Below are 24762 nucleotides of genomic sequence, written 5' to 3' on the forward strand. Positions count from 1 at the left end.
TTTAAATGGAGTTTTCTGTTAAATTCTATTGCCTGGCTTGGTACTATTTTACTACTTTATAAAATTATTTCAGTTTCAGTTACAAAAAGGATAGCTTTTGTTTTTTCGTTAGTGTATATATTCACAATTGGAAGTTTAGGTATTGTTTTTCATTTATTGACAGAACCAATTTTTACATTTTTTCTATCTTTTGTTGTTTATCTGTTTCAAAAATTTGAATTGACTAAAAACAATAAATTTTTAACTTTTGCAATTACTCTTTTAATACTTACTCTTTTAATAAAGCCAATATTAAAATTTTTCATTTTAATTGTAATTATTTTTTATTTTAAAAATATTATAAATGTGTTAAAAAGTAAATTTTCACTACTTATATACATAGCAATAAGCTTAATTCTTTTGCAGATGTATTCCATAAAAAAAACATACGGAGATTTTACTATAAGTACTATTGATACTTCTACTTATTATAATTATTTGGGAACAAAAGCTGATTGTTTTAAGAAAGACATTAAGTTTGAACAAGGAACTAACCCAAGGCATGTTTATTTGTCTAAATTATCTAATTTAGAAAGAAAAAAAATTGCAATTGAGGATTTTAAAGAACAATTAAAATCGAATAAAATAAACTTATTTAAAGCCTATTTTTCTAATTTACACATAAATTCAACTAAAGGAAGTGCAAGTATTTTTGGTTTTGAAAATAAAAGGAATACATGGTTTTTCAATTCTGTTCAATTTGTTTTTAAAGCAATTTCTAAAGGACAAAATGTAATTTTTACGATTTTTGGTGTAATTGGTTCAATACTATTTTTAATAAGAAATAAAGAAAAAGAAAAAGAGCTAAAACTAGTTTCTTTAACAATATTATATTTGTTCTTTATATCTGGTATTTCTAGTGATCAAGGAGATAGGTTCCATATTGTATTTTTTCCATTAGTTCTCATTCTAGTTGCTAATCTTTATCATAAATTTCAAATTGAAAAGTAAATTCAAATATCATCTTTTATTGCTACTAATAGGTTCAATAAACCTAATTGTTATTAATTATTTACTACAATTAAACAGTCAACAATTAGTTGGAAATGATTCATTGAACTATATTGAATCAGCACAGTTTTTATACAATGATTGTAAAGCTCATTATTATAGACCATTTGTAATGGCTTTTATTACTGGTTTGCCACTTTTGTTTTCAAATTCTGTTACTTATTTATATGATTTTAGTTTAATTGTAAATATCATTTCATGGTTTAGTACAATTATAATTTTATTTGAAATTGCCAAACATTATTTAGTACCAAAAAAAGCATTTTTAATATCACTTATGTTTCTTTTTTCAGTCGGAAATAGCACAATTTTGTTTGATTTGTTAAGCGAAAGTATTTATTTGCTTTTTATAATATTTGCTTTTTATTTGCTTTTACAATATTACAAAACATTAAAATTCCACTACTTGTCAATAGCTTTGTCATTGCTAGTTGTTAGTATGTTAATTCGTCCAGGAGCCAAGTTTTTAGCAATTTTAGCAATTTTATTTTTTATAAAAATCTTAATTAAAAACATAAAGAAAAAAAGTATTGTTTTTTTTTATAGTGCACTTTTTTTAGTATTTATGCAATGTTATGCAGTTAAAAGCACTTACGGGAATTTCAAAATCAGTTATATTGATTCTTATACTTATTATAATTATTTAGGAGCAAAATCTAATATGTTGAAAAAGAATGAAAATTTAAAAGACTTTAATTCAAAAGAAAGAGATAAATATTTAACGCAATTTTCATATAAAGAAGCAAATGCTGTGGCCCAAAATGATTTTTTAAATCAACTAAAAAATAATTTTCCTAACTTAATTTTAGCCTATATTGATGATTTACATCACAATACAACAGATGGAAGTTCTAGAATTTTATTAAGTGAAAATGTAAAAAAAACAAATTATTTTGAATTAGTGAAGACTACCTTTTTCTATTTGTCTAAAATTCAAAATATTCTATTGACGCTCTTAGGTTTTGGATTGTCTTTATTGTGTGTTATAAAAAACTATAAAAAAGAAAAATTCAGCATTCTTGTAGCTGGATTTATTCTTTATACTATTTTAATATCTGGAGTTTCATGTGCACAAGGAGATAGATTTCATATTATAATCTATCCATTTGTATTGATACTAGTTTCAAAATTCTGGTCAAATAGAATAAGTTCTAAACCGTTCTTTGCACTACTTCAAAAATAGTTCCGTCTTCTAGTTTAAGTGTTTTTGTTGGGAATTTCATAATTAGAGCATAATCATGTGTTGCCATTAAAATCGTTTTACCATTTTCATTGATGTTTTTTAAAACATTCATTATCTCAACAGAAGTTTGTGGATCAAGATTTCCAGTTGGTTCGTCTGCTAAAATTAATTCAGGGTTATTTAACAAAGCTCTTGCAATGGCAACACGTTGTTGTTCTCCACCAGAAATTTGATGAGGCATTTTGTGTGCTTGCATTTTCATACCAACTTTATCTAAAACTTCTTCAATTTTTAAATTCATTTCGGCTTTTTCTTTCCAGCCAGTCGCTTTTAAAACAAACAATAAATTATCATGAATATTTCTATCTGGTAACAATTTAAAATCCTGAAAAACAACCCCTAATTTTCTTCTCAAATATGGAATGTCTTTCTCTTTTAATTTGCGTAAATCATAATCTACTATACTTCCTTCACCTTCAAGTAAAGCCAAATCACCATAAAGAGTTTTTAATAAACTACTTTTTCCAGCACCGGTTTTTCCTATCAAATATATAAAATCACCACGTTTTACTTCAAGATTTATATTAGATAAAACTCTATTGTTTTCTTGATTTATGGATACGTTTTGTAAGGAAAGAATGGTTGCTGCCATGATTTAATAAATTTATTCTGTAAATGTAATAATAGTAATGTTCTATTCAAAATAATATCAATCAATTGTAAAAAAATAACATATTTGTTTAAAACCTTGTTCACAATATAAACTATGCTTCACCCGTTAGTAGTCATATATAACTTATATTTGAGATTCTAAAACCGGAATAAAATGAAGCTTACAAAACACATTTTTTATTTATTGCTATTCTTTCAAACCACTTTTGTTGTGGCGCAACAAACTGCTATTTATTCGCACGAATTAAAAGAATTTGATAGAGCAGTTGAATTGTATAAAGACAAACAATATCAATCCGCTCAGATTATTTTTGATAAAGTAATCAATACTGTTTCAAGTACAGATGTAAAAGCAGATTGTGCTTATTATATTGCTAATTGTGCTATTCGTTTAAACCAAATGGGAGCAGATCAATTAATGGAAGATTTTGTGGAAAAATATCCAACAAGTACAAAGCAAAATCAAGCGTTTATTGAAGTGGCTCATTATTATTTTGACCAAAGTAATTATCCACAAGCTTTAAAATACTTTGATAAAGTAGATGAAAACGGTTTGACAACTTATGAAAGAGAAAAATTTAATTTTCAAAAAGGATATGCCTATTTTACAGCTAAAAACATAAAAGAAGCTTCAAATTACTTTAATAAAGTTGTGAATTCTAAAGAATATGGGAATCAAGCAAAATACTATTTGGGTTATTTAGCTTATGAAACCGATGATTTTAAAAAAGCTAATGACTATTTCGACAAAGTATCTGACCAAGATAGATACAAAGAAAAAATGGGTTATTTTCAGGCTGATATGAATTTCAAATTAGGAAATTTTCAAAAAGCAATTGATTTAGGTTTAGCCCAAATGCCAAAATCTAGAGGAGCTGACATAAGTGAATTGTCTAAAATTATTGGTGAAAGTTATTTTAATTTAAAGCAATACGACAAAGCAATTCCGTATTTAGAAGATTATAAAGGATCAAGAGGTAAATGGAATAACACTGATTATTACCAATTAGGTTATGCTTATTACCAACAAAAAGACTACGAAAAAGCGATTTCACAATTCAATAAAATTATAGGTGGAAATGATGCTGTAGCTCAAAATGCTTATTATCATTTAGCAGAATGTTATTTGCGTACAGATAAGAAAAATCAAGCACTAACTGCGTTTAAAACTGCTTCGGAAATGGAATTTGATTTAAAAATTCAAGAAGATGCTTATTTGAATTATGCTAAATTAAGCTACGAAATCGGAAACTCTTTCAAAAGCACACCGGAAGTTTTACAGGCTTATTTGACTAAATATCCTAATTCGTCATACAAACAAGAAATTAATAATTTATTGATTAGTTCTTATATCACATCAAAAAATTATAAAGAAGCTTTAGTTCTTTTGGAAAAAAACAAATCTCCAGAAAATCGTCAAGCTTATCAATTAGCAAATTTTTATAGAGGTTTAGAATTATATATTGATGGGAATAATACAGAAGCTTTAAACCTATTCAAAAAAGCAATTATAGAAAATAAAGACCCAAAATACACTGCAAGAGCACTTTTTTGGAAAGCTGAAACGGAATATAATTTAGATCAATTTAGTGAAGCTAAAATTACTTTTAAGCAATTTCAAGCAAATAGTGCAGCGGCTTCAACTCCAGAAAACAAAAACATTAATTACAATTTAGGGTATACTTATTTTAAATTAAAAGAATACGATAATGCTATTTCTACTTTTGGTAGTTATATAGCTTCAAACAAAAATGATAAGACAAGATTAACAGATGCTTACTTGCGTTTGGGTGATTGTAATTTTATTTCAGCTAAATATTGGCCAGCAATGGATGCATATAATAAGGTAATGGAATTAAAAAGTCCGGATGCAGATTATGCAGCTTATCAAAAAGGAATAAGTTACGGTTTTGTTGGAAAGAACGATAAGAAGATAGACGATTTAGAAAATTTTTCAAAAATTTATCCTACATCACAATATGCAGACGATGTTTTATATGAACTAGGAAATACTTATGTAAACGAAAACAAAGTAGATAAAGCAATTCAGACTTTTGATAAATTAATTGCTAATCACAAAACAAGTTCTTATTTGGCTAAAGCTATTTTAAAACAAGGTTTAATTCATTATAATAATGGTAAAGAAGATTTAGCGATTACAAAATTCAAAAAAGTTGCCGCTGATTTTCCAAATTCACCAGAAGCTTTAGAAGCGGTTTCAACAGCTCGTTTAATTTATATTGATAACGGTAGAGTAGATGAATATGCTGCTTGGGTTAAAACTTTAAATTTTATTGAAGTTAGTAATGCAGATTTAGATAATACAACTTATGAATCAGCCGAAAAGCAATATTTAATGAATAATGCAAAACAAGCTATTTCTGGATTTACAACCTATTTAGGTAGTTTTCCAAATGGTCTTCATGCTTTAAAGGCTAATTTTTATTTAGCTCAATTGTATTATGCTGATGGTTTAGAAAATAATGCGATCAAACATTATGAATATGTAATAAGTAAACCTCGTAGTGAATTTACTGAACAAGCATTAGCACGTTTAGGTCAAGTTTATCTAAAAGTAAAATCATATGATAAAGCGATAGTTGTTTTAAAGCGATTAGAAACAGAAGCAGATTTTCCTCAAAACGTAACATTTGCTCAATCTAATTTGATGAAATCTTATTATGAGAAAAAAGATTATACAAATGCAGTTACTTATGCTGATAAAGTGTTGTCAAATGATAAAACAGAAGATAGAGTAAAAAGTGATGCACAAATTATTGTAGCGCGTTCTGCCATAAAAACTGGAGATGAAGCAAAAGCAAAACTAGCTTACCAAAACCTACAAAAAATAGCAAAAGGAGAACTAGCAGCAGAAGCTTTGTACTATGATGCTTATTTTAAAAACAAAGACGGAAAATTTGCAGATTCTAATAAAATTGTAGAAAAATATGCTAAAGATTATTCGGGTTACCAATATTTTGCTGCTAAAAGTTTAGTAGTTATGGCAAAAAATTATTACCAATTAAAAGATAGTTTTCAAGCCACTTCTATTTTAAAAATGGTTATTGAAGAATATGAAGAATATGCAGATGTTGTAACAGAAGCAAAAGACGAATTAGCAAAAATTAAATCAGAAGAAGCAAAACGTAATTCTTCAATTCAAGAGTAATTAAATCAATAATGTCTGTCATACTGAACTTGATTCAGTATCTAAAATAAGAAAAATGAGATATTTAAAAAATATAATTCTAGTAGTAGTAATTTTTTCTTTTCAGTTGGCTTTAGCCCAAAAGAAAGATGAAAATATAGGTTCGGAAGTGGTAAATATTGTAAAACCATATAGCCCAACAATTTCTGATGCATTCAAAGTAAAAGAAACACCAACTTTTGAAGATGATGCAGAAGTACAAAAAGAGAAAATAGAATATTCAATTTTTTCATTTCCTGTAGCTTCAACCTTTACACCAGCAAAAGGAAAAGCAGCTGATGTAGAAAAAGCAAAAAAAGAAAAGCTCTATAAAAATTACGCAACTTTAGGTTTAGGAAACTACCTAACATTAAATGCAGAATTATTCATCACAGAAGATATTAGTAGAAGTGAATATGTAGGAGGAATGATTCGTCATTTGTCATCACAAGGTGATATTGATGGAGTTGTTTTAGACAATCAATTTGCAACAACAAGTGCAGATGTAACTTATGGAAGTCGCGATAAAGATTTACATTATAATGTTGATTTAGGATTCAAAAATCAAGTAAGCAATTGGTATGGTTTGCCAACTGAATTTGTAGCTTTTGATGAAGCAGCTTTAAATTCAATTAAAGAAAAACAATCTTTTAATACAATTCAATTAGGTGGAAAATTAGGAATGAAAGATAGTTTTTTAGATAATTCAACTTTACTATTTAAACGTTTTTCTGATGCATTTGGATCAGGAGAAAATAGGTTTTATATCAAGCCAGAAACTTCATTTGAAGTAATGAATACAAAAGTAAAATTAGATGTAATCGTAGATTATGTAGGAGGAAGTTTTGACAGAAGCTATTATGTTGATCAATCTTACAAATATAGTAACATAAATTTCGGAGCTAGTCCAAGTATATTATTGCAAGAAGATGATTACTCAGTTCAATTTGGAGCATCAGTTTTTTATAGTACACAGAAAGTTGATGGTATTTCAGATAGTAAGGTTTTTATATATCCAAACATAAAAGCATCCTATAAATTAGTGCCAGAAATTTTAACAGCTTATGCTGGAGCAGAAGGAACATTACATCAAAACTCTTATGCAGATTTTGTACATGTAAATCCATTTGTTTCTCCAACTCTTTATGTTTCACCAACAAACCAAAAATATGATATATATGCAGGTTTAAAAGGGAAATTATCTAATTCAGTTTCGTTTAATTTAAGAGCATCTTATAAAGATGAAGAAGCAAAAGCTTTATTCAAAAATAATGCCTTTGATCCATTTGTGACAAATATTGAAGGATATGCTTTTGGAAATTCATTTGATGTGACTTATGATAAAGTGAAAACCATCACAGGATTTGCTGAATTGAAAGCTGATTTCTCTAAAAACGTTTCTTTTGGAATTAGTGGATCGTACAATAATTATTCAGTAGATGAAGAGCAAGAAGCATGGAATTTACCTCAAATTCAATTAGCTTCAACTGTAGATTTCAATATTACAGATAAATGGTACGCAGGAGCAAAAGTGTTTTTTGTAGGTGACAGAAAAGACCAAATTCAAGTGCAAGATGATTTGACTATCAATCCAGGAACTTTCACTTCACAAACGGTGACATTAGATAGTTACTTTGATTTAAACGCACATGTTGGGTACAAATACAACGAAAGATTGACTGGTTTCTTAAAAGGAAACAACTTAGCAAGTCAAAACTACCAACGTTGGGCAAACTTCCCAGTACAATCTATTCAGGTAATGATTGGTGCGAATTATAAGTTTGATTTTTAAGAATTAATAAGAATTTTTTAAAACGCTAAGTATTTATTTAACTTAGCGTTTTTTATTTAAAACATATGCCAACAAAACCACAAATCCTTTCTCAATACAAATCCATAGTTCAAGAAAAAATCGAAACCCTTCAAAAAATGATTTCCGATCTGACTATTGATGCACAAAATGATGCCAAAGGTTCAGCTGGAGATAAACATGAAACGGCATTAGCCATGATGCATTTAGAACAAGAAAAACTAAATCAAAAACTAAAAGAAGTTTTAGAACAAAAATCCATTTTAGATAAAATTGATGATTCTCAAAAACATCAAGTTGTTTCTTTAGGAAGTTTAGTTCAAGCCAACTCTACTTTTTTCTTTGTCAGTGCAGCTTTACCAAAAATAACAATTGAAAATCAAGATGTTTTCGCACTTTCACCACAATCACCATTAGGAACAAAGTTAATGGGAAACAAAGTTAATTTTCAATTTGAGATTAATTCAAAAACCTATACTATTCAAACAATAGAATAAACTCCACTTTTATTTTATGGACAATTAAATACTTACTGTCACACTGTGCCTGTCGAAGTGCTTTTTTTAATTAAAACGAACTTATTTTGAATATTCAGTTACATATTTGTATTAAAACTAACTTTAAGATTATAATTTATAACTAAAATCAAACATTTAGTTTATTTATTATTGTTTTATCCTCAATTTTGTTCAACAATTAAACGGTTATCCTTTTAACCTTTTAAACTGATAACCTCTTAAACTAAAAATTATGTGCGGAATAGTATGTGCCTTCGACCTAAAACAAAAAGCTGAAACTTTACGACCTAAAGTTTTAGAGATGTCTAAAATAATTCGTCATCGTGGACCAGATTGGAGTGGTATTTATAGTGATGAAAAAGCTATCATGTCACACGAACGTTTAGCTATTGTTGATCCAGCTTCTGGGAAACAACCTTTATTTTCAAAAGACAAAAAATTGGTTTTAGCGGCTAATGGAGAAATTTACAACCACAGAGAATTAAGAAAGCAATTTGAAGGCAAGTACGAATTTCAAACGGAAAGTGATTGTGAAGTCATTTTAGCTTTATACCAAGAAAAAGGAGCACATTTTTTAGATGAGATGAACGGAATATTTGGTTTCGCTATTTACGATGTTGAAAAAGATGAATACTTCATTGCGCGTGATCACATGGGAATTATACCTTTATATATAGGTTGGGACGAACACGGAACATTTTACGCAGCATCAGAACTAAAGGCTTTAGAAGGAGTTTGTACAAAAATTGAATTATTTCCACCAGGACATTACATGTCAAGTAAAAATGGAGAATTTGTACAATGGTATAAAAGAGAATGGACAGACTTTGAAGCTGTAAAAGAAAACGAAACAAGCATAATTAAAATCAAAACAGCCTTAGAAGCTGCAGTTAGAAGACAATTAATGAGTGATGTGCCTTATGGAGTATTGCTTTCAGGAGGATTGGATTCATCAATAACTTCAGCTATTGCTAAAAAATATGCTCAAAAAAGAATTGAATCAGACAGTAAATCAGATGCATGGTATCCACAATTACATTCATTTGCAGTTGGATTAAATGGTTCACCAGATTTAGCTGCAGCTCAAAAAGTAGCAGATCATTTAGGAACAATTCATCATGAAATTAAATTCACTATTCAAGAAGGTTTAGATGCAATTAAAGATGTGATTTATAATATTGAAACTTATGATGTAACAACAATTCGTGCTTCAACACCAATGTATTTAATGGCAAGAGTTATAAAATCAATGGGAATTAAAATGGTACTTTCTGGAGAAGGTGCAGATGAATTGTTTGGAGGTTATTTGTATTTTCATAAAGCACCAAATGCGCAAGAATTTCACGAAGAAACAGTTCGTAAATTAAGTAAATTACACATGTATGATTGTCTTCGTGCTAACAAAAGTCTTGCGGCTTGGGGAATTGAAGGTCGTGTGCCCTTTTTAGACAAAGAATTTATGGATGTGGCTATGCGAATTAATCCACAAGACAAAATGATTAACGGAGAACGTATGGAGAAATGGGTTTTACGTAAAGCATTTGAAGATATGTTGCCAGAAAGTGTAGCTTGGAGACAAAAAGAACAATTCAGTGATGGAGTAGGGTATAGTTGGATTGACACTTTAAAAGAAGTCGTAGCTAAAGAAGTTTCAGATGAACAATTAGCGAATGCGAAATACAAATTTCCAATTCAAACACCAACATCAAAAGAAGAATATTATTACCGTTCAATTTTTACAGAGCACTTTCCAAGTGATGCAGCAGCCAAAAGCGTTCCACAAGAAGCAAGTGTAGCTTGTAGTACAAAAATTGCTTTAGAATGGGATGAGGCTTTCAAAAACATGAATGATCCTTCAGGAAGAGCAGTTGCAAATGTTCATACGGAAGCATATTAGAAGGTAGATTTTCGGATATTCAGATATTAGATTTTCAGACAGTTTAATTTTATGTTTAACATTTTGTTTTAAAGTCGAATTTATATCAGTTTTCTTTTATCTGAATATCTAATATCCGAAAATCCAACATCCAAAAAATCCCTTCTAAACAACTTTACTAATTTCAGTATAAAAAACAAAAGGCTAAATTGATTAAAATTCGATTTCAGCCTTTTTTTATTCGATTTAAGCAACTTTACAGAAATTAACAAATGTTGATAACTTGAAATCATTTTAAGGCGCTTTTTAGCTGTTTTCTTTATTAAATGGTTATATTTGTAGTTATAATAAAAAAATCGTTTAAGATTTAATAATATGAGTGAAGAAATAAACAAAAACAATTATTCAGCAGACAGTATTCAGGCCTTAGAAGGAATGGAACATGTAAGAATGCGACCTTCTATGTATATTGGAGATGTTGGAGTCAGAGGATTGCATCATTTAGTATATGAAGTCGTAGATAACTCTATTGATGAAGCAATGGGTGGTTATTGTGATACTATTATTGTAGATATTAATGAAGATGGTTCGGTTTCAGTAGAAGATAATGGTCGTGGTATTCCAGTTGGAATTCATAAAAAAGAAGGAGTTTCTGCCCTAGAAGTTGTAATGACTAAAATTGGTGCTGGAGGTAAATTCGATAAAGATTCATATAAAGTTTCTGGAGGATTACACGGAGTTGGAGTTTCAGTTGTAAATGCATTGTCAAATCATTTACGCGCAACAGTTCACAGTTCTGATGGAAAAATCTATGAACAAGAATACGAAAGAGGTAAAGCGCTTTACCCAGTAAAACAAATTGGAACAACAGATAAAAGAGGTACAATTGTTACTTTTTATCCAGATGATACGATTTTTACGCAGTCAATTGAATTTTCTTATGATACGTTATCAGCTCGTATGCGTGAATTGTCATTCTTAAATAAAGGAATTACAATTACGTTCACTGATAAAAGAGAAGTAGATAAAGACGGAAATTTTGTTTCTGAAATTTTTCATTCTGATGAAGGTCTAAAAGAATATATTCGTTATTTAGATGCTAATCGTGAGCCAATTATTGGACATGTGATTTCAATGGATTCTGATAAAGGAGAAATTCCAGTTGAAGTAGCTTTGATTTACAATACAAGTTACACAGAAAATATATTTTCTTACGTAAATAATATTAATACTCATGAAGGAGGAACGCATTTACAAGGTTTTAGAACAGGTTTAACTCGTTCTTTAAAGAAATATGCAGATGCTTCGGGATTGTTAGATAAATTGAAGTTCGAAATTTCTGGAGATGACTTCCGTGAAGGGTTAACAGCTATTATTTCGGTAAAAGTTGCAGAACCACAATTTGAAGGGCAAACCAAAACAAAATTAGGAAATAGAGAAGTTGTTTCACCAGTTAGTCAAGCTGTTGGTGATATGATTGAAGCTTACTTAGAAGAAAATCCTAATGATGCTAAAATTATTGTTCAAAAAGTAATCTTGGCTGCTCAAGCTCGTCACGCTGCTAAAAAAGCACGTGAAATGGTTCAAAGAAAAACCGTTATGGGTGGTGGTGGATTACCTGGAAAATTATCAGATTGTTCTGAACAAGATCCAGCAAAATGTGAAGTATTCCTTGTTGAGGGAGATTCTGCAGGTGGAACGGCAAAACAAGGTCGTGATAGAATGTTTCAAGCTATTTTACCTTTAAGAGGTAAGATTTTGAATGTTGAAAAAGCAATGCAGCACAAAGTTTTTGAAAACGAAGAGATTAGAAATATATTTACTGCTTTAGGGGTTACTGTTGGTACAGAAGAAGATAGTAAAGCCTTAAATCTTTCAAAATTAAGATACCATAAAGTAGTTATTATGTGTGATGCCGATGTCGATGGTTCTCACATTTCTACACTAATCTTAACGTTCTTCTTTAGATTTATGAAAGAATTAATTGAAGGTGGACACGTTTATATTGCAGCACCACCTTTATATTTAGTTAAGAAAGGAAACAAAAAAGAATACGCTTGGTCAAATGATCAACGTGATTTAATAAATCAAAAAATGGGTGGTTCAGCATCAATCCAACGTTATAAAGGTCTTGGAGAGATGAATGCAGAACAATTATGGGACACAACCATGAATCCAGAATTTAGAACATTACGTCATGTAAATATTGATAGTTTATCGGAAGCAGATAGAGTTTTCTCTATGTTAATGGGAGATGAAGTTCCGCCTCGTAGAGAGTTTATTGAGAAAAATGCAGCTTACGCAAATATTGACGCTTAAGATGAATAAAACTGCTACTGTTGTTTTGTTTTTATTAGTAATAACTACTAATCAATTGAAAGCACAAAATGCTGAAGTGTTTCAACAAATAGGGTATCTACTAAATGATGCCCTTTTGTATTCTGATAAATATATAACTCCAGCCACTGATGCCGCTGTTTATCAAGCCTCATCTGGTTGGATGACCTCTACAAAGAAAAAGGAGTTAGGTGAAGTAACATTTGGTGTAAATGCTAATTTGTTTTTTGTGCCCAAATCAGATAGAACTTTCACGGCAACTAATAATGACTTTGAGTTTTTCTCAATAGAAGGTCAAAATAGTGTTGAGGTTCCGACAGCTTTAGGGAACAATGATCAATATTACTTAGTGGGTGATTTAGGAGGTTCAGAAGTACGATTAAAATCTCCAGAAGGGGTAAATGAGGAAACTGTTTTTTATCCATATTTACAAGCTGGTGTTGGACTTTGGTATGGTACAGAAGTATTAGTTAAATACTCTCCAAAAACCAAACTTAAAAAAGGAGATTATCAAGTTTATGGAGCTGGTTTAAAACATAATTTAGATCAACATTTTTCAGAAAATTTCAATAAAACAATTCATGTATCTGCATTGATTGCTTATTCTAAAGAAAATTTGAGTTTCGATTTTGTTGATATTCAGTCAGCTTATGGAACATTAGGAATTAATTCTTTAGGAAGTAGCATAGACACTTATCAGACTCAAATTAATATATCTAAAACACATAAAAATTTAGAAGTATTATGGGGTGTTATTTTTAACATAAGTGATTTCAATTATAAGTTTGATGGTGAAAAAGGAAGTATTGAAGAAATTGTTCCTTTGCAGGATATATTGAATGATAGAATGAAAGATTTGAGTAAAACGAAAAGAAATTTAATAGGAGAATTTTCTGGTAGATATCAATTTAGCAATTTTTTTGTACAAGGTACACTTGCTTTTGGTAAATTTGTAAACACAAATGTTTCATTACAATATGAATTTTAATTTAATAATTACATAAATAACACAAATATGAAAGTTACAATAGTAGGTGCTGGTAATGTAGGTGCTACTTGTGCAGATGTTATTTCTTATAGAGGAATTGCAAGCGAAGTAGTTTTATTAGACATCAAAGAAGGTTTTGCAGAAGGAAAGGCAATGGATATTATGCAATGCTCAACTACAACAGGTTTTAATACTGTAGTTTCAGGAAGCACAAATGATTATTCTAAAACAGCTAAGTCTGATGTAGTAGTAATTACTTCTGGAATTCCAAGAAAACCTGGAATGACTCGTGAAGAATTAATCGGAATTAACGCTGGAATTGTAAAATCAGTTGCAGTAAATATTTTAGAGCATTCTCCAGATGCAATTATAGTTGTTGTTTCAAACCCTATGGATACAATGACATATTTGACATTAAAAGCAACAGGTTTACCTAAAAATAGAGTTATTGGAATGGGTGGGGCTTTAGATAGTTCACGTTTCAAATATTTCTTATCACAAGCTTTACAAAAACCATCTAACGATGTGCAAGGTATGGTAATTGGTGGTCATGGTGATACAACTATGATTCCATTAACACGTTTAGCATCTTACAATGGTTCACCAGTTGCTAATTTCTTGTCACAAGAAGAAATGGATAAAGTAGCAGCTTCGACTATGGTTGGTGGTGCAACTTTAACAGGTTTGTTAGGGACTTCAGCTTGGTATGCTCCTGGAGCTTCTGTAGCGTTTTTAGTAGATTCTATATTAAACAATCAAAAACGCATGATTCCTTGTTCAGTTATGTTGGATGGTGAATATGGACAAAGCGATATTTGTATCGGTGTTCCATGTATCATTGGAAGAAACGGTGTTGAACAAATTGTTGATGTAAAATTAAATGATGCTGAAAAAGCATTGTTTGCTAAAAGTGCAGAAGCAGTTAGAAATATGAATGCTGATTTGAAATCGGTTTTATAATTTTTATATAAGTATAGAAATCAGGCTGTTAATTTTTAACAGCCTTTTTTATTAAATGTAAACTGACAAATTCTATTTTTATAATTATAATAATTTAACATTAGTATAAAATAAAATTGTATAATCCTATTGTATAGTATATATTTGTCCGTTTTTTAAAATACAATAAATTAATTTTTTGAATAATGCAGAATAAAGGACTTATTAAATTTTTCGCAATTATTTTTGCCGTAGCATGTATCTACCAATTAACGTTTACTTACGTTGCAAATAGTTATGCAGAAAAAGCAAAAACATTTGCAAATGGAGATTTCGCAAAAGAGCAACAATACCTAGATTCTATAGGTAAAGAGAAAGTATACATGGGTAATACTTACAATGAAGTAGTTGCAAAACAAATCAACAAAGGATTAGACTTAGAAGGTGGAATCAATGTTATTCTTCAAATATCAGTAAAAGATATACTAAAAGGATTAGCTAATAATACTAAAAACCCTGTTTTTAATAAAGCATTAGCCGAAACAGCAAAAAATCAAGTAGGTAACCAAACTTATTTAGATGCTTTCTTTGAGACTTTTGATAAAGAAGCAACAGCATCAAACACTAAGTTATCTAGTGCTGAAATTTTTGGAACAAGGGCGTTAGATGATGTTATTAAGTTTGACATGACTAATAATCAAGTAAAACCATTAATCAAACAAGAAGTTGCCAAATCTGTAGAAAGTGCTTTTGAAGTATTAAGAAAACGTATTGACCAATTTGGTGTAACACAGCCTAATATCCAAATGTTAGGAGAAACAGGTCGAATTTTAGTAGAATTACCTGGAGCAAAAGATGTTGACCGTATTAAGAAATTATTACAAGGGACAGCACAATTAGAATTTTGGGAAACATACAAAATTGACGATGTAGCTCAATATATAGTTTCAGTAAATGAAGCTCTAAAGAAAACAGAAATTAAAGAAAAGGATATTAAAGAAACAGTTTCTAAAGGAATTGATTCTTTATTAGTTGATAAAGCAGATACTTTATCAAACCAAGTAAACCCATTATTCGATAAAATTCAGGTTAGTCAACAACCAGGAACTTCAATAATTGGTTATGCTAAACTTTCTGATACAGCAAAAATAAACTCTTATTTAAAAAGAAGTGATATGAAAGCTTTATTGCCAAGCCAATTGGCTGACGTAAAGTTTGCTTGGGGAAAAGTTAATGACAAAACTCCAGATATTACTGAATTATACGCATTAAAAGGTAATAGAGAAAATGTAGCTCCTATAAGTGGAGGTGTTATTACTAATGCTACAGATACTTATGACGGTACAGGGAAACCTGCTGTTAGTATGCAAATGAACGGTAAAGGAGCTAAAGCTTGGGAAAAAATGACCGGTGAAGTTTCTCAACAAGGAAACGCTATCGCAATTACATTAGATAACACAGTATATTCTGCACCAGGTGTTTCAAAAGGAGCAATTTCTGGTGGAAGTTCTGAAATTTCAGGTTCTTTTACTATTGAAGAAACAAAAGATTTAGCTAACGTATTAAGAGCTGGTAAATTACCTGCAAGAGCTGATATTTTACAATCTGATGTAGTTGGTCCTTCATTAGGTCAAGAAGCTATTGATAATGGTATTATGTCATTCATCATCGGATTCTCATTGGTATTATTATGGATGGTTTTCTATTATGGAAAAACAGGATTTTACGCTAATTTAGCATTATTAGTAAATATTCTTTTCATCTTTGGAGCTTTAGCAAGTTTTGGTGCTGTATTAACATTACCTGGTATTGCTGGTATAGTTTTAACGATAGGTATGGCAGTTGATGCTAACGTAATTATCTTTGAAAGAGCTAAAGAAGAATTAGATTCAGGTAAAACAATTGAAGAAGCCGTTAACTATGCATATACATGGAAAGGGGCAATGTCATCTATTATTGATGCCAATGTTACAACTTTTATTACTGCATTAATTTTATTCTTTTTAGGAACAGGACCAATTAAAGGTTTTGCAACTACTTTACTTATTGGTATTTTAACTTCATTGTTTACTGCAATTTTTATTACTAGAATATTCTTAGATTGGAGTATTTCTAAAGGAGAAAAATTAGCGTTTTCAACTTCTATTACTAAAAACTGGTTCAAAAACATGAACTTTGATTTCTTAGGAAAAAGAAAAATTGCTTATGCAGTTTCAGGAATTTTAATAGCATTATCTTTATTTTCAATCTTTACAAAAAGTTTAAATTTAGGTGTAGATTTCGTTGGAGGAAGAACTTATCAAGTACGTTTTGACAAAGCTGTTGTGGCTCCAGATGTTGCTAAAGATTTAGTAGCTACTTTCGGAAGTGCAGAAGCTAAAGTTTTTGGTAACGATAATCAGTTAAAGATTACTACAAAATATAAAGTTAACGAAGAAAGTGAAGGAGTTGACAAGGAAGTAAACGAAAAATTATATGAAGCTTTAAAGCAATACTTGCCAGCTAATTTATCATACAAAGATTTTGTTACTTCATATGAAGGAAAAAAATATGGTGTAATGCAGTCTTCTAAAGTATCTGGAACTATTTCAAAGGATATTAAAAGTAACTCAATCTGGGCTGTTTTTGGTTCTTTATTTGTTGTGTTCTTATATCTAATGATTTCATTTAAAAAATGGCAATTTGGTCTTGGAGCAGTTGCAGCAGTTGCACATGATGTAATTATAGTATTAGGTATATTCTCATTCTTCTACAATATCTTACCATTTAATATGGAAATTGATCAAGCATTTATTGCAGCTATCTTAACGGTAATTGGTTATTCATTAAATGATACGGTAATTGTTTTTGATAGAATTCGTGAATACTTAGATTATAACTCAACATCAGATTTTGATGGCTTAGTTAATAAAGCTATTAATACTACATTAAGTAGAACAATTAATACTTCTGCTACAACATTAGTAGTTTTAGTAGCAATCTTTATCTTAGGTGGTGAAACTATCAGAGGATTTGTATTTGCAATTCTAGTAGGTATTTTAGTGGGTACATATTCTTCATTATTCGTCGCAACACCAATTATGCGTGATTCAATGAGCGAAAAAGAAAAATTGAAAATGGCTCAATTCAAAAAAGAAGATTAGTCAAAAAAAATAAGTTTGAAAAAAATCCTAAAATGAAAATTTTAGGATTTTTTTTTGATTAACTCTTTCTATATTTGTTTTAACTTTAACTTTAAAATATATGAAAAAAATTATTTTAGGATTGTTGCTTTTGCCTTTTATTTCTATTGCTCAAAATGAAGAATCAAAAGAGTATAAAGGAGAAATTAAATCAAACCTTTTTGATTTAGTCGTTGGTAAATCTTTTAATGTTGGATATGAGCATTTTCTAAAAGGAAATCAATCTGTTCAGTTTGATGTAACTCTTTTTGACACGTATTCTTATTTAGATGCATCAGAATTAGAAAAAAACGGCTTAATCGGATTGCAAGCTTCATACAATATTTATTTTTCAAAAAGTAAAAAACAACACGGATTTGTTTTTTCACCTTATTTAAAATACAGATTAGGCAAACAAGAGGTGGTTGATTATTATAATTATGACTATAATTCTAACTCATACACACAATTGACTAGAGAATACGATTTAAGTGGTTTAGAAGCAGGTTTTGGCATTGGTCATAAATGGCTATTTAATGATAAAATAAGCCTTACTTTAGGATCTCAAATTGCTAGAAATTTTTCAAATTCAAAAGAAATTAGTGATAATTATTCAGACATAAATTTTAAAGCCCACGTAACTTTAGGATTTAGATTATAAAAAAAAGACCTTAAATCACTTTAAGGTCTTTTTTTTATAACAGCATGTAATTTATTATGCTACTTTCTTAGCTCTAAATATAAAGAATAGTCCAGCAATTACAAATGGAATACTTAGCCATTGTCCTGTAGAAAGTAAACCAAGACTTTCTTCAAAGCCACCTTGACTTTCTTTAACGTATTCTACAAAGAATCTAACTGTCCAAAGTAATACTAAAAACGTTCCAAAAAGCAATCCTTGTTTGTTTCTAGCATCTGTTTTCCAATACATATAAAAAAGGATAGCAAATACAAAAACATATCCAAAGGCTTCATATAACATTGCAGGATGTTTTGGAGTAACTTCAGCTAAAACATCTGCAAATTGAGGATTATTTTCAATTGCTTTATAAGCATCATTTACATCTGATATATTAGTTTTTTCAAAAGCTTCTCTAGGATTGAATTTATCTCTTATGAATTTAATTCCAAATGAAGAAGTAGTTTCTTTTCCAACAATTTCTGAATTAAAAAAGTTTCCTAAACGAACAAATATAGCGCCACTCGCAACCGGAATTACAATTCTATCCAAAATCCATAAAATTGGTTTCTGAACTACTTTTTTACTATAGAAATACATTACTAAAATGATTGCAATAGCAGCACCATGACTTGCTAAACCTGCAAATCCTGTAAACTCCCAGCCATCAGCAGTTTCACGAATAGGTAATAATATTTCTACTGGATGTTGACTAAAATAAGCCCAATCGTAGAAGAATACATGACCTAAACGAGCACCGATTAAAGTTGCAACTACAGTATATACAAACAGGTTGTCTAGTTTTTCAATAGATTGTCCTTCGCGATTATAAATTCCTTTCATAATATACCAACCCAAACCGAAAGCAACTACAAACATTAAACTATAAAAGCGTAATGTTATAAAACCTAAATCAAATCCTTCAGAAGGATTCCAAACCATATATAATGCGTTATTCATGTGTGTTTTTCTTTTAAAAGGGTAAAAATAAAGATTATTATCTATTTAGATGTTAAAAAAGATTCAAAATTAAATAACAAGTTCAATTTCAAAAATCAATTTCAATCAAAAAGACAATTATTGATTAATGATTTGTTTTACTGAACACTCAAAACTGAACACTGAACACTAAAATCAAGGAACAGGATCATAGCCACTTTTCCCCCAAGGGTGACAACTAGCAATTCGTTTTATTGCCAACCAACCACCTTTAAATAAACCATGTTTTTGAAGTGCTTCAACTGTATAGTGAGAACAAGTTGGTTCAAAGCGACAAGCAGCAGGTGTAAACGGAGATATTGCTCCTTGGTAAAAACGTACCAAAAGCACAAAAGGAAAAATTACTATTTTTTTTAAACTTAATCTCAATGTAAATTCCAATATTTTAAATTCCAAATTCCAAAAAAAAAGTTCAAATTCAAATATCAAAGATTATTCAAATTTATTTAATTTCTCAAATCTGTGTTCCTTATTTATGTTACGAATTCAAAAATTAATCTCTGTGAACCTTTGTGTAACTCTTTGTAATAACCTTAAATCGAAAAACTCGTTCCGTCTTTTCCATCTTTCAAAATAACTCCTGTAGCAGCAAGTTTATCACGGATTTCATCAGACAAAGCCCAGTTTTTATTAGCTCTAGCTTCATCTCTCATCGTGATTAACATTTCAACAACTCCTGTTAATTTATCTGTATTATTACTTGATGATTTTACATTTTTAATTCCTAAAACATCAAATACAAATGCATTCAAGGTTTCTTTTAATATTGCAATATCATCTACAGTTAAAGTTTCTTTTTTATCGTTTACTAGATTGATGTATTTTACACCTTCAAACAAATTTGCAATTAGAATTGGCGTATTAAAATCATCATTCATAGCTTTATAACATTGCTCTTTCCAGTTTTGAATAGATAGAGTAGAAGTAGAGCTTGCAACTAATTTGTCTAACAGAGCAATTCCTTCCATCAAACGATTAAACCCTTTTTCAGCAGCAACCATCGCATCGTTAGAAATATCTAAAACACTTCTGTAATGCGCTTGTAAAAAGCAAAAACGAATCACATTAGCACTAAAACTCTTTTCGAAAAAAGGATTATTTCCACCTATTAATTCCATAGGCAAAACATAATTTCCAGTCGATTTACTCATACGAAGACCATTCATAGTCAACATATTTGTATGCATCCAATAGTTCACAGGTGAATGTCCAAAACTAGCTTTAGCTTGAGCAATTTCACATTCATGATGCGGAAATTTCAAATCCATTCCACCACCGTGTATATCAAAATTTTCACCTAAATATTTTGTACTCATTGCAGTACATTCCAAATGCCAACCCGGAAAACCAGCTCCCCAAGGAGAATTCCATCGCATGATGTGTGCAGGAGAAGCATTTTTCCAAAGGGCAAAATCTTGAGGATTTTTTTTCTCACTTTGTCCGTCTAAATCTCTAGTATTAGCAAATAGCTCTTCCACATTACGGTTACTTAATTCACCATAATTCATGCCTTTTTTATTGTATTCTAAAACGTTAAAATAAACAGAACCATTACTTTCATAAGCAAAACCATCTGCAATCATTTTTTGAGTTAATTCGATTTGCTCAATAATATGTCCAGTTGCAGTTGGTTCAATAGTTGGCTCTAAGAAATTAAATTCTTGTAAAACCTTATGAAAATCAACCGTATATTTCTGAACAATTTCCATTGGCTCCAATTTCTCCAACTTCGATTGTTTTACAAAACGATCATTTTCTACATCACCATCATCAGTTAAATGTCCAGCATCCGTAATATTTCTTACATACCTAACATTATAACCTAAATGCAATAAATACCTATAAATCACGTCAAAACTCATAAAAGTTCTCACGTTTCCTAAATGTACATTACTATAAACCGTTGGTCCACAAACATACATACCCACATTTCCATCCGAAATCGGAGAAAATAATTCCTTTTTTCCAGAAGTAGTATTATATAGGTGTAACGAATTGTTTTTATATATTTGCATATTTTTTGTTTTCTTGAAGCTAATCCTGCTATCCACTATATCTTTTTATTTTGAAAACAAAATAAAAAGGATGCCGTTTCTATCAGGGCTAGGGCATTAGTTTTCAGTTCAAATTATTGGGTAAAAATTAAAAAGTAGTTTCCATTTTAATATAATCCAAAAACTCTCTTCTTACGTTTTCTTCCTTAAATTTTCCACCAAATTCGGCAGTAACCGTACTACTTTCGATGTCTCTAATTCCTCTAGAATTTACACATAAATGTTTTGCGTCAATAACACAAGCTACATCTTCTGTACCTAATACTTTCTTAAGTTCTTCAACAATTTGAATATTCAAACGTTCTTGAACTTGAGGTCTTTTAGCAAAATAATCCACAATTCGGTTCATTTTAGATAAACCTACAACCGTTCCGTTAGAAATATAAGCCACGTGCGCACGACCTACAATAGGTAGCAAATGATGTTCGCAAGTAGAATAAACAACTATGTTTTTTTCTACTAACATTTCGTTATATTTATATTTGTTATCAAAAGTAGATGAACTAGGTTTTTTATCAGGATTTAATCCGCCAAAAATCTCTTTAACAAACATCTTTGCCACACGGTTTGGAGTACCTTTTAGACTATCGTCTGTTAAGTCCATTCCAAGTGTGTTTAAGATGCTTTCTACATCTTTTTTTATTAATTCAATTTTTTCTTCATCAGAAATAGCAAAAGCATCCGCTCTTAAAGGTGTATTAGTACTTGTGCCAATATGGTTTTCACCAATTTCTAAATTAAAGTCTTCGTTTTTAGACATATTATTATGCAATAAGTTTATAGCAATTTTTTAAAGTGCAAAGATAAATAATAAACTTTAAAAAAGAGTAGAAATGTTAAAACTATACATTTTAATATATTTTGTTTAATTTAATGTTAAATTTTTGTACATTTCGACACCCTTAATTAACTATTATTTTATAAAATATGAAAGTAAAAATACTTTTAGCGTTACTGCTATTTATCACATCCATTAATATAAATGCTCAGGAAACAGAATTAGTTTGTGATTTTGAGTATTTTATTCAAGCTAAAGAATTTATTGAAGAGTTAAATCCTGAAGTTAAAATTGTAAATTTTAAATGGGATTTTTCTAAATTATCTGCATCAGATCAAGTTTCATTGGAAATTATAAAAATATATGACTGCTCAGCAGGGTTAGATGCTATTCAAACACTTAAATACGAAATAATAAATTTAAAAAGCAAAGATTTTATAGATTTAAAAGAACTAAAAATAAAACATATAGATATGATGGCTAAATGTTTTAAGTGGAGAGTTATTGTAAAGTCTGAAAAATGTCTTAAGCAATCAGATTGGAATTATTATTCATTTTTAGACTAATTTATTACTATGAAAAAGATTTACATAATATTTACCGTTTTTTGCTTAAATTTCATTTATAGTCAAAGTCCTACTTGTGCTACGGCCACACCTTTTTGTGCTGGTGGTACTACCTTAACTTATGCTAATACATTTGGTAATACAGCTGGTGAAGGCCCGGGTATTGGTTGTTTATTTTCAACTCCAAACCCAAATTGGTTTTACATGACTATTAGTCAGTCGGGAAATTTAAATTTTTTATTAACGCAAGGGGATAACGCACCTAATTATGATAATCAAGATGTTGATTTTATAGTTTGGGGACCATTTACCTCACCAAACTGTACCGATTTATACGATTATCCAGATGGAAACACTGCAATACCAAATAATGTAGTTGCTTGTAGTTATTCAGCTTCTGCTACAGAAAATTTTAGTATTCCTGGTGCGGTTGCAGGCCAAATTTATATGGTTTTAATAACAAATTTTAAAAATCTACCTGGTCAAATTACAATGACACAAACTAATTTAGGTCAGGTTGGAGCAGGTGCAACAGATTGTAACGTGGTTTGTGGTGTAAGCTTAGGCCCAGATGAAATTTTTTGTAGTTCATCAGTAACTTGTTATACAATTAATGCTAATTTTAATTCACCAACAACACAACCGGGAACACCAATTTTTGTGTGGTTTTTAGATGGAGTTTTACAACCTACGCTTACAACCCAATCAGTTACTGTTTGTCAAAGTGGATTATGGTCAGTTTTAGCTACTCGACCAGGTTGTACGGCTGGTGCAACAGATGAAAAAATTGTCACATTCTCCGCCCCACCAAATCTTAATACTCCTCCAGATCTCACAGGTACAGCCGGGAGTTGTAATCCTGAATTTGATTTGACATCAGTAATTGCAGCAATGTTGAATCCACTTGATCCAGCAGATTATTATGTTACTTTTCATTTGGATTTATTTGATTCTTTTGATGGTTCAAATCCAATTCTTAACCCTACAACATTTACCACCACAACATCAATACCAATTTATGTTCGTGTAGAAAACTTAAACAATCCTCTTTGTTTCGAAAATACAGAATTTAATCTTATTGTAGATTGTGTCGCCACAGCAACTATGCCACCAGATATGATTGTTTGTGATATTAACAATTCACCAGATGGTGTCGAAATTTTTGACTTAACAAGTCAGGATGCGGCTATTTATAATGGAGTTGATCCAACACAATTTTCAATAACATACCACACTTCTTTAGTAGGAGCGCAAACAAATAATACAACCGATTTAGCAACTCCACCTACTATGTATGTTGGAGGACCAAATGAAGTGATTTATGTTCGCTTGGAATCAAATATTGATACTACAGTATATAGCACAACTACATTTAATTTAATAGTTAATCCACTACCAACAGCTACTTTAGTAGCTAATACGGTTTGTTCTGGAACATCTGGCACGGTTACTATAACAGGAACTGCAAATGCTACGGTAACCTATACAGTTGACGCTGGAGCTAATCAAACGGTTGTTTTAAATGCTTCTGGAACTGGAACAATAACTACACCAATATTAACAGCAAATTCTCAATATTGTTTAGTTAATGTAACGTCTAACACGACACCAGCATGTACACAAACATTAACAGCTTGTGCCACCGTAACAATTAATCCATTACCAACGGTTTCAATTTCGACTACTACACCTTCTATATGTTCAGGTACCTCTGCTACTATAGATTTTGCAGGAACGGCAAATGCTACGATTACTTACACGATTGATGGAGTTTCTAGTACGATTGTATTAGATGGATCAGGAAATGCTTCGGTAAGTTCTACTGCAACATCAACGTATTGTTTAGTGGGTGCTGCTTCAAATTCGACACCAGTTTGTACTCAAGCTTTTACGGATTGTGTTACTATTACAGTAATTCCTTTACCAACGGCTTCTATCACTGGAGATACAATTTGTGATGGCGAT

Annotated in this window: 17 protein-coding genes and 1 pseudogene; 13 read left to right on the top strand and 5 right to left on the bottom strand. The window is 30.2% G+C overall.

Annotation, left to right across the window (positions count from 1 at the left end):
* Positions 1 to 405: 405 nt before the first annotated feature.
* Positions 406 to 990: a hypothetical protein gene (locus G507_RS17650; RefSeq protein WP_157496530.1), complete on the top strand. Its 585-nt coding sequence runs from the start codon at positions 406 to 408 to the stop codon at positions 988 to 990.
* Positions 980 to 2233: a hypothetical protein gene (locus tag G507_RS0108345; RefSeq protein WP_157496532.1), complete on the top strand. Its 1254-nt coding sequence runs from the start codon at positions 980 to 982 to the stop codon at positions 2231 to 2233. The genes G507_RS17650 and G507_RS0108345 overlap by 11 nt, the downstream gene beginning before the upstream one ends.
* Here the strand turns inward: G507_RS0108345 and G507_RS0108350 are convergent.
* The gene (locus G507_RS0108350) at positions 2202 to 2885 is read right to left on the bottom strand and encodes a cell division ATP-binding protein FtsE (protein WP_026717077.1); all 684 of its coding nucleotides are present in this window, start codon (positions 2883 to 2885) and stop codon (positions 2202 to 2204) included. The two genes, G507_RS0108345 and G507_RS0108350, sit on opposite strands and share 32 nt — an antisense overlap.
* A gap of 174 nt (positions 2886 to 3059) precedes the next feature.
* Between G507_RS0108350 and G507_RS0108355 the strand changes: the two genes are divergently transcribed.
* The 9 genes from G507_RS0108355 to G507_RS0108395 all read left to right on the top strand — a co-directional run bounded on the left by G507_RS0108355 (position 3060) and on the right by G507_RS0108395 (position 18382).
* Complete coding sequence (locus tag G507_RS0108355) at positions 3060 to 6074, top strand: tetratricopeptide repeat protein (protein WP_026717078.1); 3015 nt, start codon at positions 3060 to 3062, stop codon at positions 6072 to 6074.
* Between the two features lie 55 nt (positions 6075 to 6129).
* A complete protein-coding gene (locus G507_RS0108360; RefSeq protein ID WP_026717079.1) occupies positions 6130 to 7884 on the top strand; it encodes a TonB-dependent receptor in 1755 nt (584 codons plus the stop codon).
* 65 nt (positions 7885 to 7949) lie between these two features.
* Positions 7950 to 8399 (top strand): hypothetical protein, encoded by a 450-nt coding sequence (locus G507_RS0108365; RefSeq protein ID WP_026717080.1) that lies wholly within the window; start codon positions 7950 to 7952, stop codon positions 8397 to 8399.
* A gap of 253 nt (positions 8400 to 8652) precedes the next feature.
* Positions 8653 to 10317, top strand: coding sequence for an asparagine synthase B (gene asnB / locus G507_RS0108370; RefSeq protein WP_026717081.1), 1665 nt, complete (start codon positions 8653 to 8655; stop codon positions 10315 to 10317).
* Positions 10318 to 10671: 354 nt separating this feature from the next.
* Positions 10672 to 12615: a DNA topoisomerase (ATP-hydrolyzing) subunit B gene (gyrB, locus tag G507_RS0108375; protein ID WP_026717082.1), complete on the top strand. Its 1944-nt coding sequence runs from the start codon at positions 10672 to 10674 to the stop codon at positions 12613 to 12615.
* Between the two features lies 1 nt (position 12616).
* Complete coding sequence (locus tag G507_RS0108380; RefSeq protein WP_026717083.1) at positions 12617 to 13621, top strand: DUF6588 family protein; 1005 nt, start codon at positions 12617 to 12619, stop codon at positions 13619 to 13621.
* A gap of 27 nt (positions 13622 to 13648) precedes the next feature.
* Positions 13649 to 14581, top strand: coding sequence for a malate dehydrogenase (mdh, locus tag G507_RS0108385; protein WP_026717084.1), 933 nt, complete (start codon positions 13649 to 13651; stop codon positions 14579 to 14581).
* Positions 14582 to 14766: 185 nt separating this feature from the next.
* Complete coding sequence (gene secDF / locus G507_RS0108390; RefSeq protein ID WP_026717085.1) at positions 14767 to 17703, top strand: protein translocase subunit SecDF; 2937 nt, start codon at positions 14767 to 14769, stop codon at positions 17701 to 17703.
* A 100-nt stretch (positions 17704 to 17803) separates the two neighbouring features.
* Entirely contained in the window at positions 17804 to 18382 is a 579-nt protein-coding gene (locus G507_RS0108395; RefSeq protein WP_026717086.1) for a DUF3575 domain-containing protein, read from the top strand.
* A gap of 54 nt (positions 18383 to 18436) precedes the next feature.
* On the opposite strand, the gene lgt is transcribed toward G507_RS0108395, so the two are convergent.
* From lgt to folE, 4 genes are all read right to left on the bottom strand, one after another.
* A complete protein-coding gene (gene lgt / locus G507_RS0108400; RefSeq protein WP_026717087.1) occupies positions 18437 to 19360 on the bottom strand; it encodes a prolipoprotein diacylglyceryl transferase in 924 nt (307 codons plus the stop codon).
* A gap of 174 nt (positions 19361 to 19534) precedes the next feature.
* Entirely contained in the window at positions 19535 to 19768 is a 234-nt protein-coding gene (gene yidD / locus G507_RS0108405; protein WP_026717088.1) for a membrane protein insertion efficiency factor YidD, read from the bottom strand.
* A gap of 164 nt (positions 19769 to 19932) precedes the next feature.
* Positions 19933 to 21414, bottom strand: a complete 1482-nt coding sequence (gene cysS / locus G507_RS0108410) for a cysteine--tRNA ligase (protein ID WP_026717089.1) — start codon at positions 21412 to 21414, stop codon at positions 19933 to 19935.
* A gap of 127 nt (positions 21415 to 21541) precedes the next feature.
* Complete coding sequence (gene folE, locus G507_RS0108415) at positions 21542 to 22213, bottom strand: GTP cyclohydrolase I FolE (protein WP_026717090.1); 672 nt, start codon at positions 22211 to 22213, stop codon at positions 21542 to 21544.
* 167 nt (positions 22214 to 22380) lie between these two features.
* Here folE and G507_RS0108420 point away from each other — a divergent pair, with 167 nt between their 5' ends.
* Both G507_RS0108420 and G507_RS16630 read left to right on the top strand, forming a co-directional pair.
* Positions 22381 to 22797 (top strand): hypothetical protein, encoded by a 417-nt coding sequence (locus G507_RS0108420; protein WP_026717091.1) that lies wholly within the window; start codon positions 22381 to 22383, stop codon positions 22795 to 22797.
* 9 nt (positions 22798 to 22806) lie between these two features.
* Positions 22807 to 24762 (top strand): annotated as a pseudogene (locus G507_RS16630) (hypothetical protein); the annotation flags it as partial.

Source organism: Flavobacterium gelidilacus DSM 15343, assembly GCF_000422685.1.
GTDB lineage: Bacteria > Bacteroidota > Bacteroidia > Flavobacteriales > Flavobacteriaceae > Flavobacterium > Flavobacterium gelidilacus.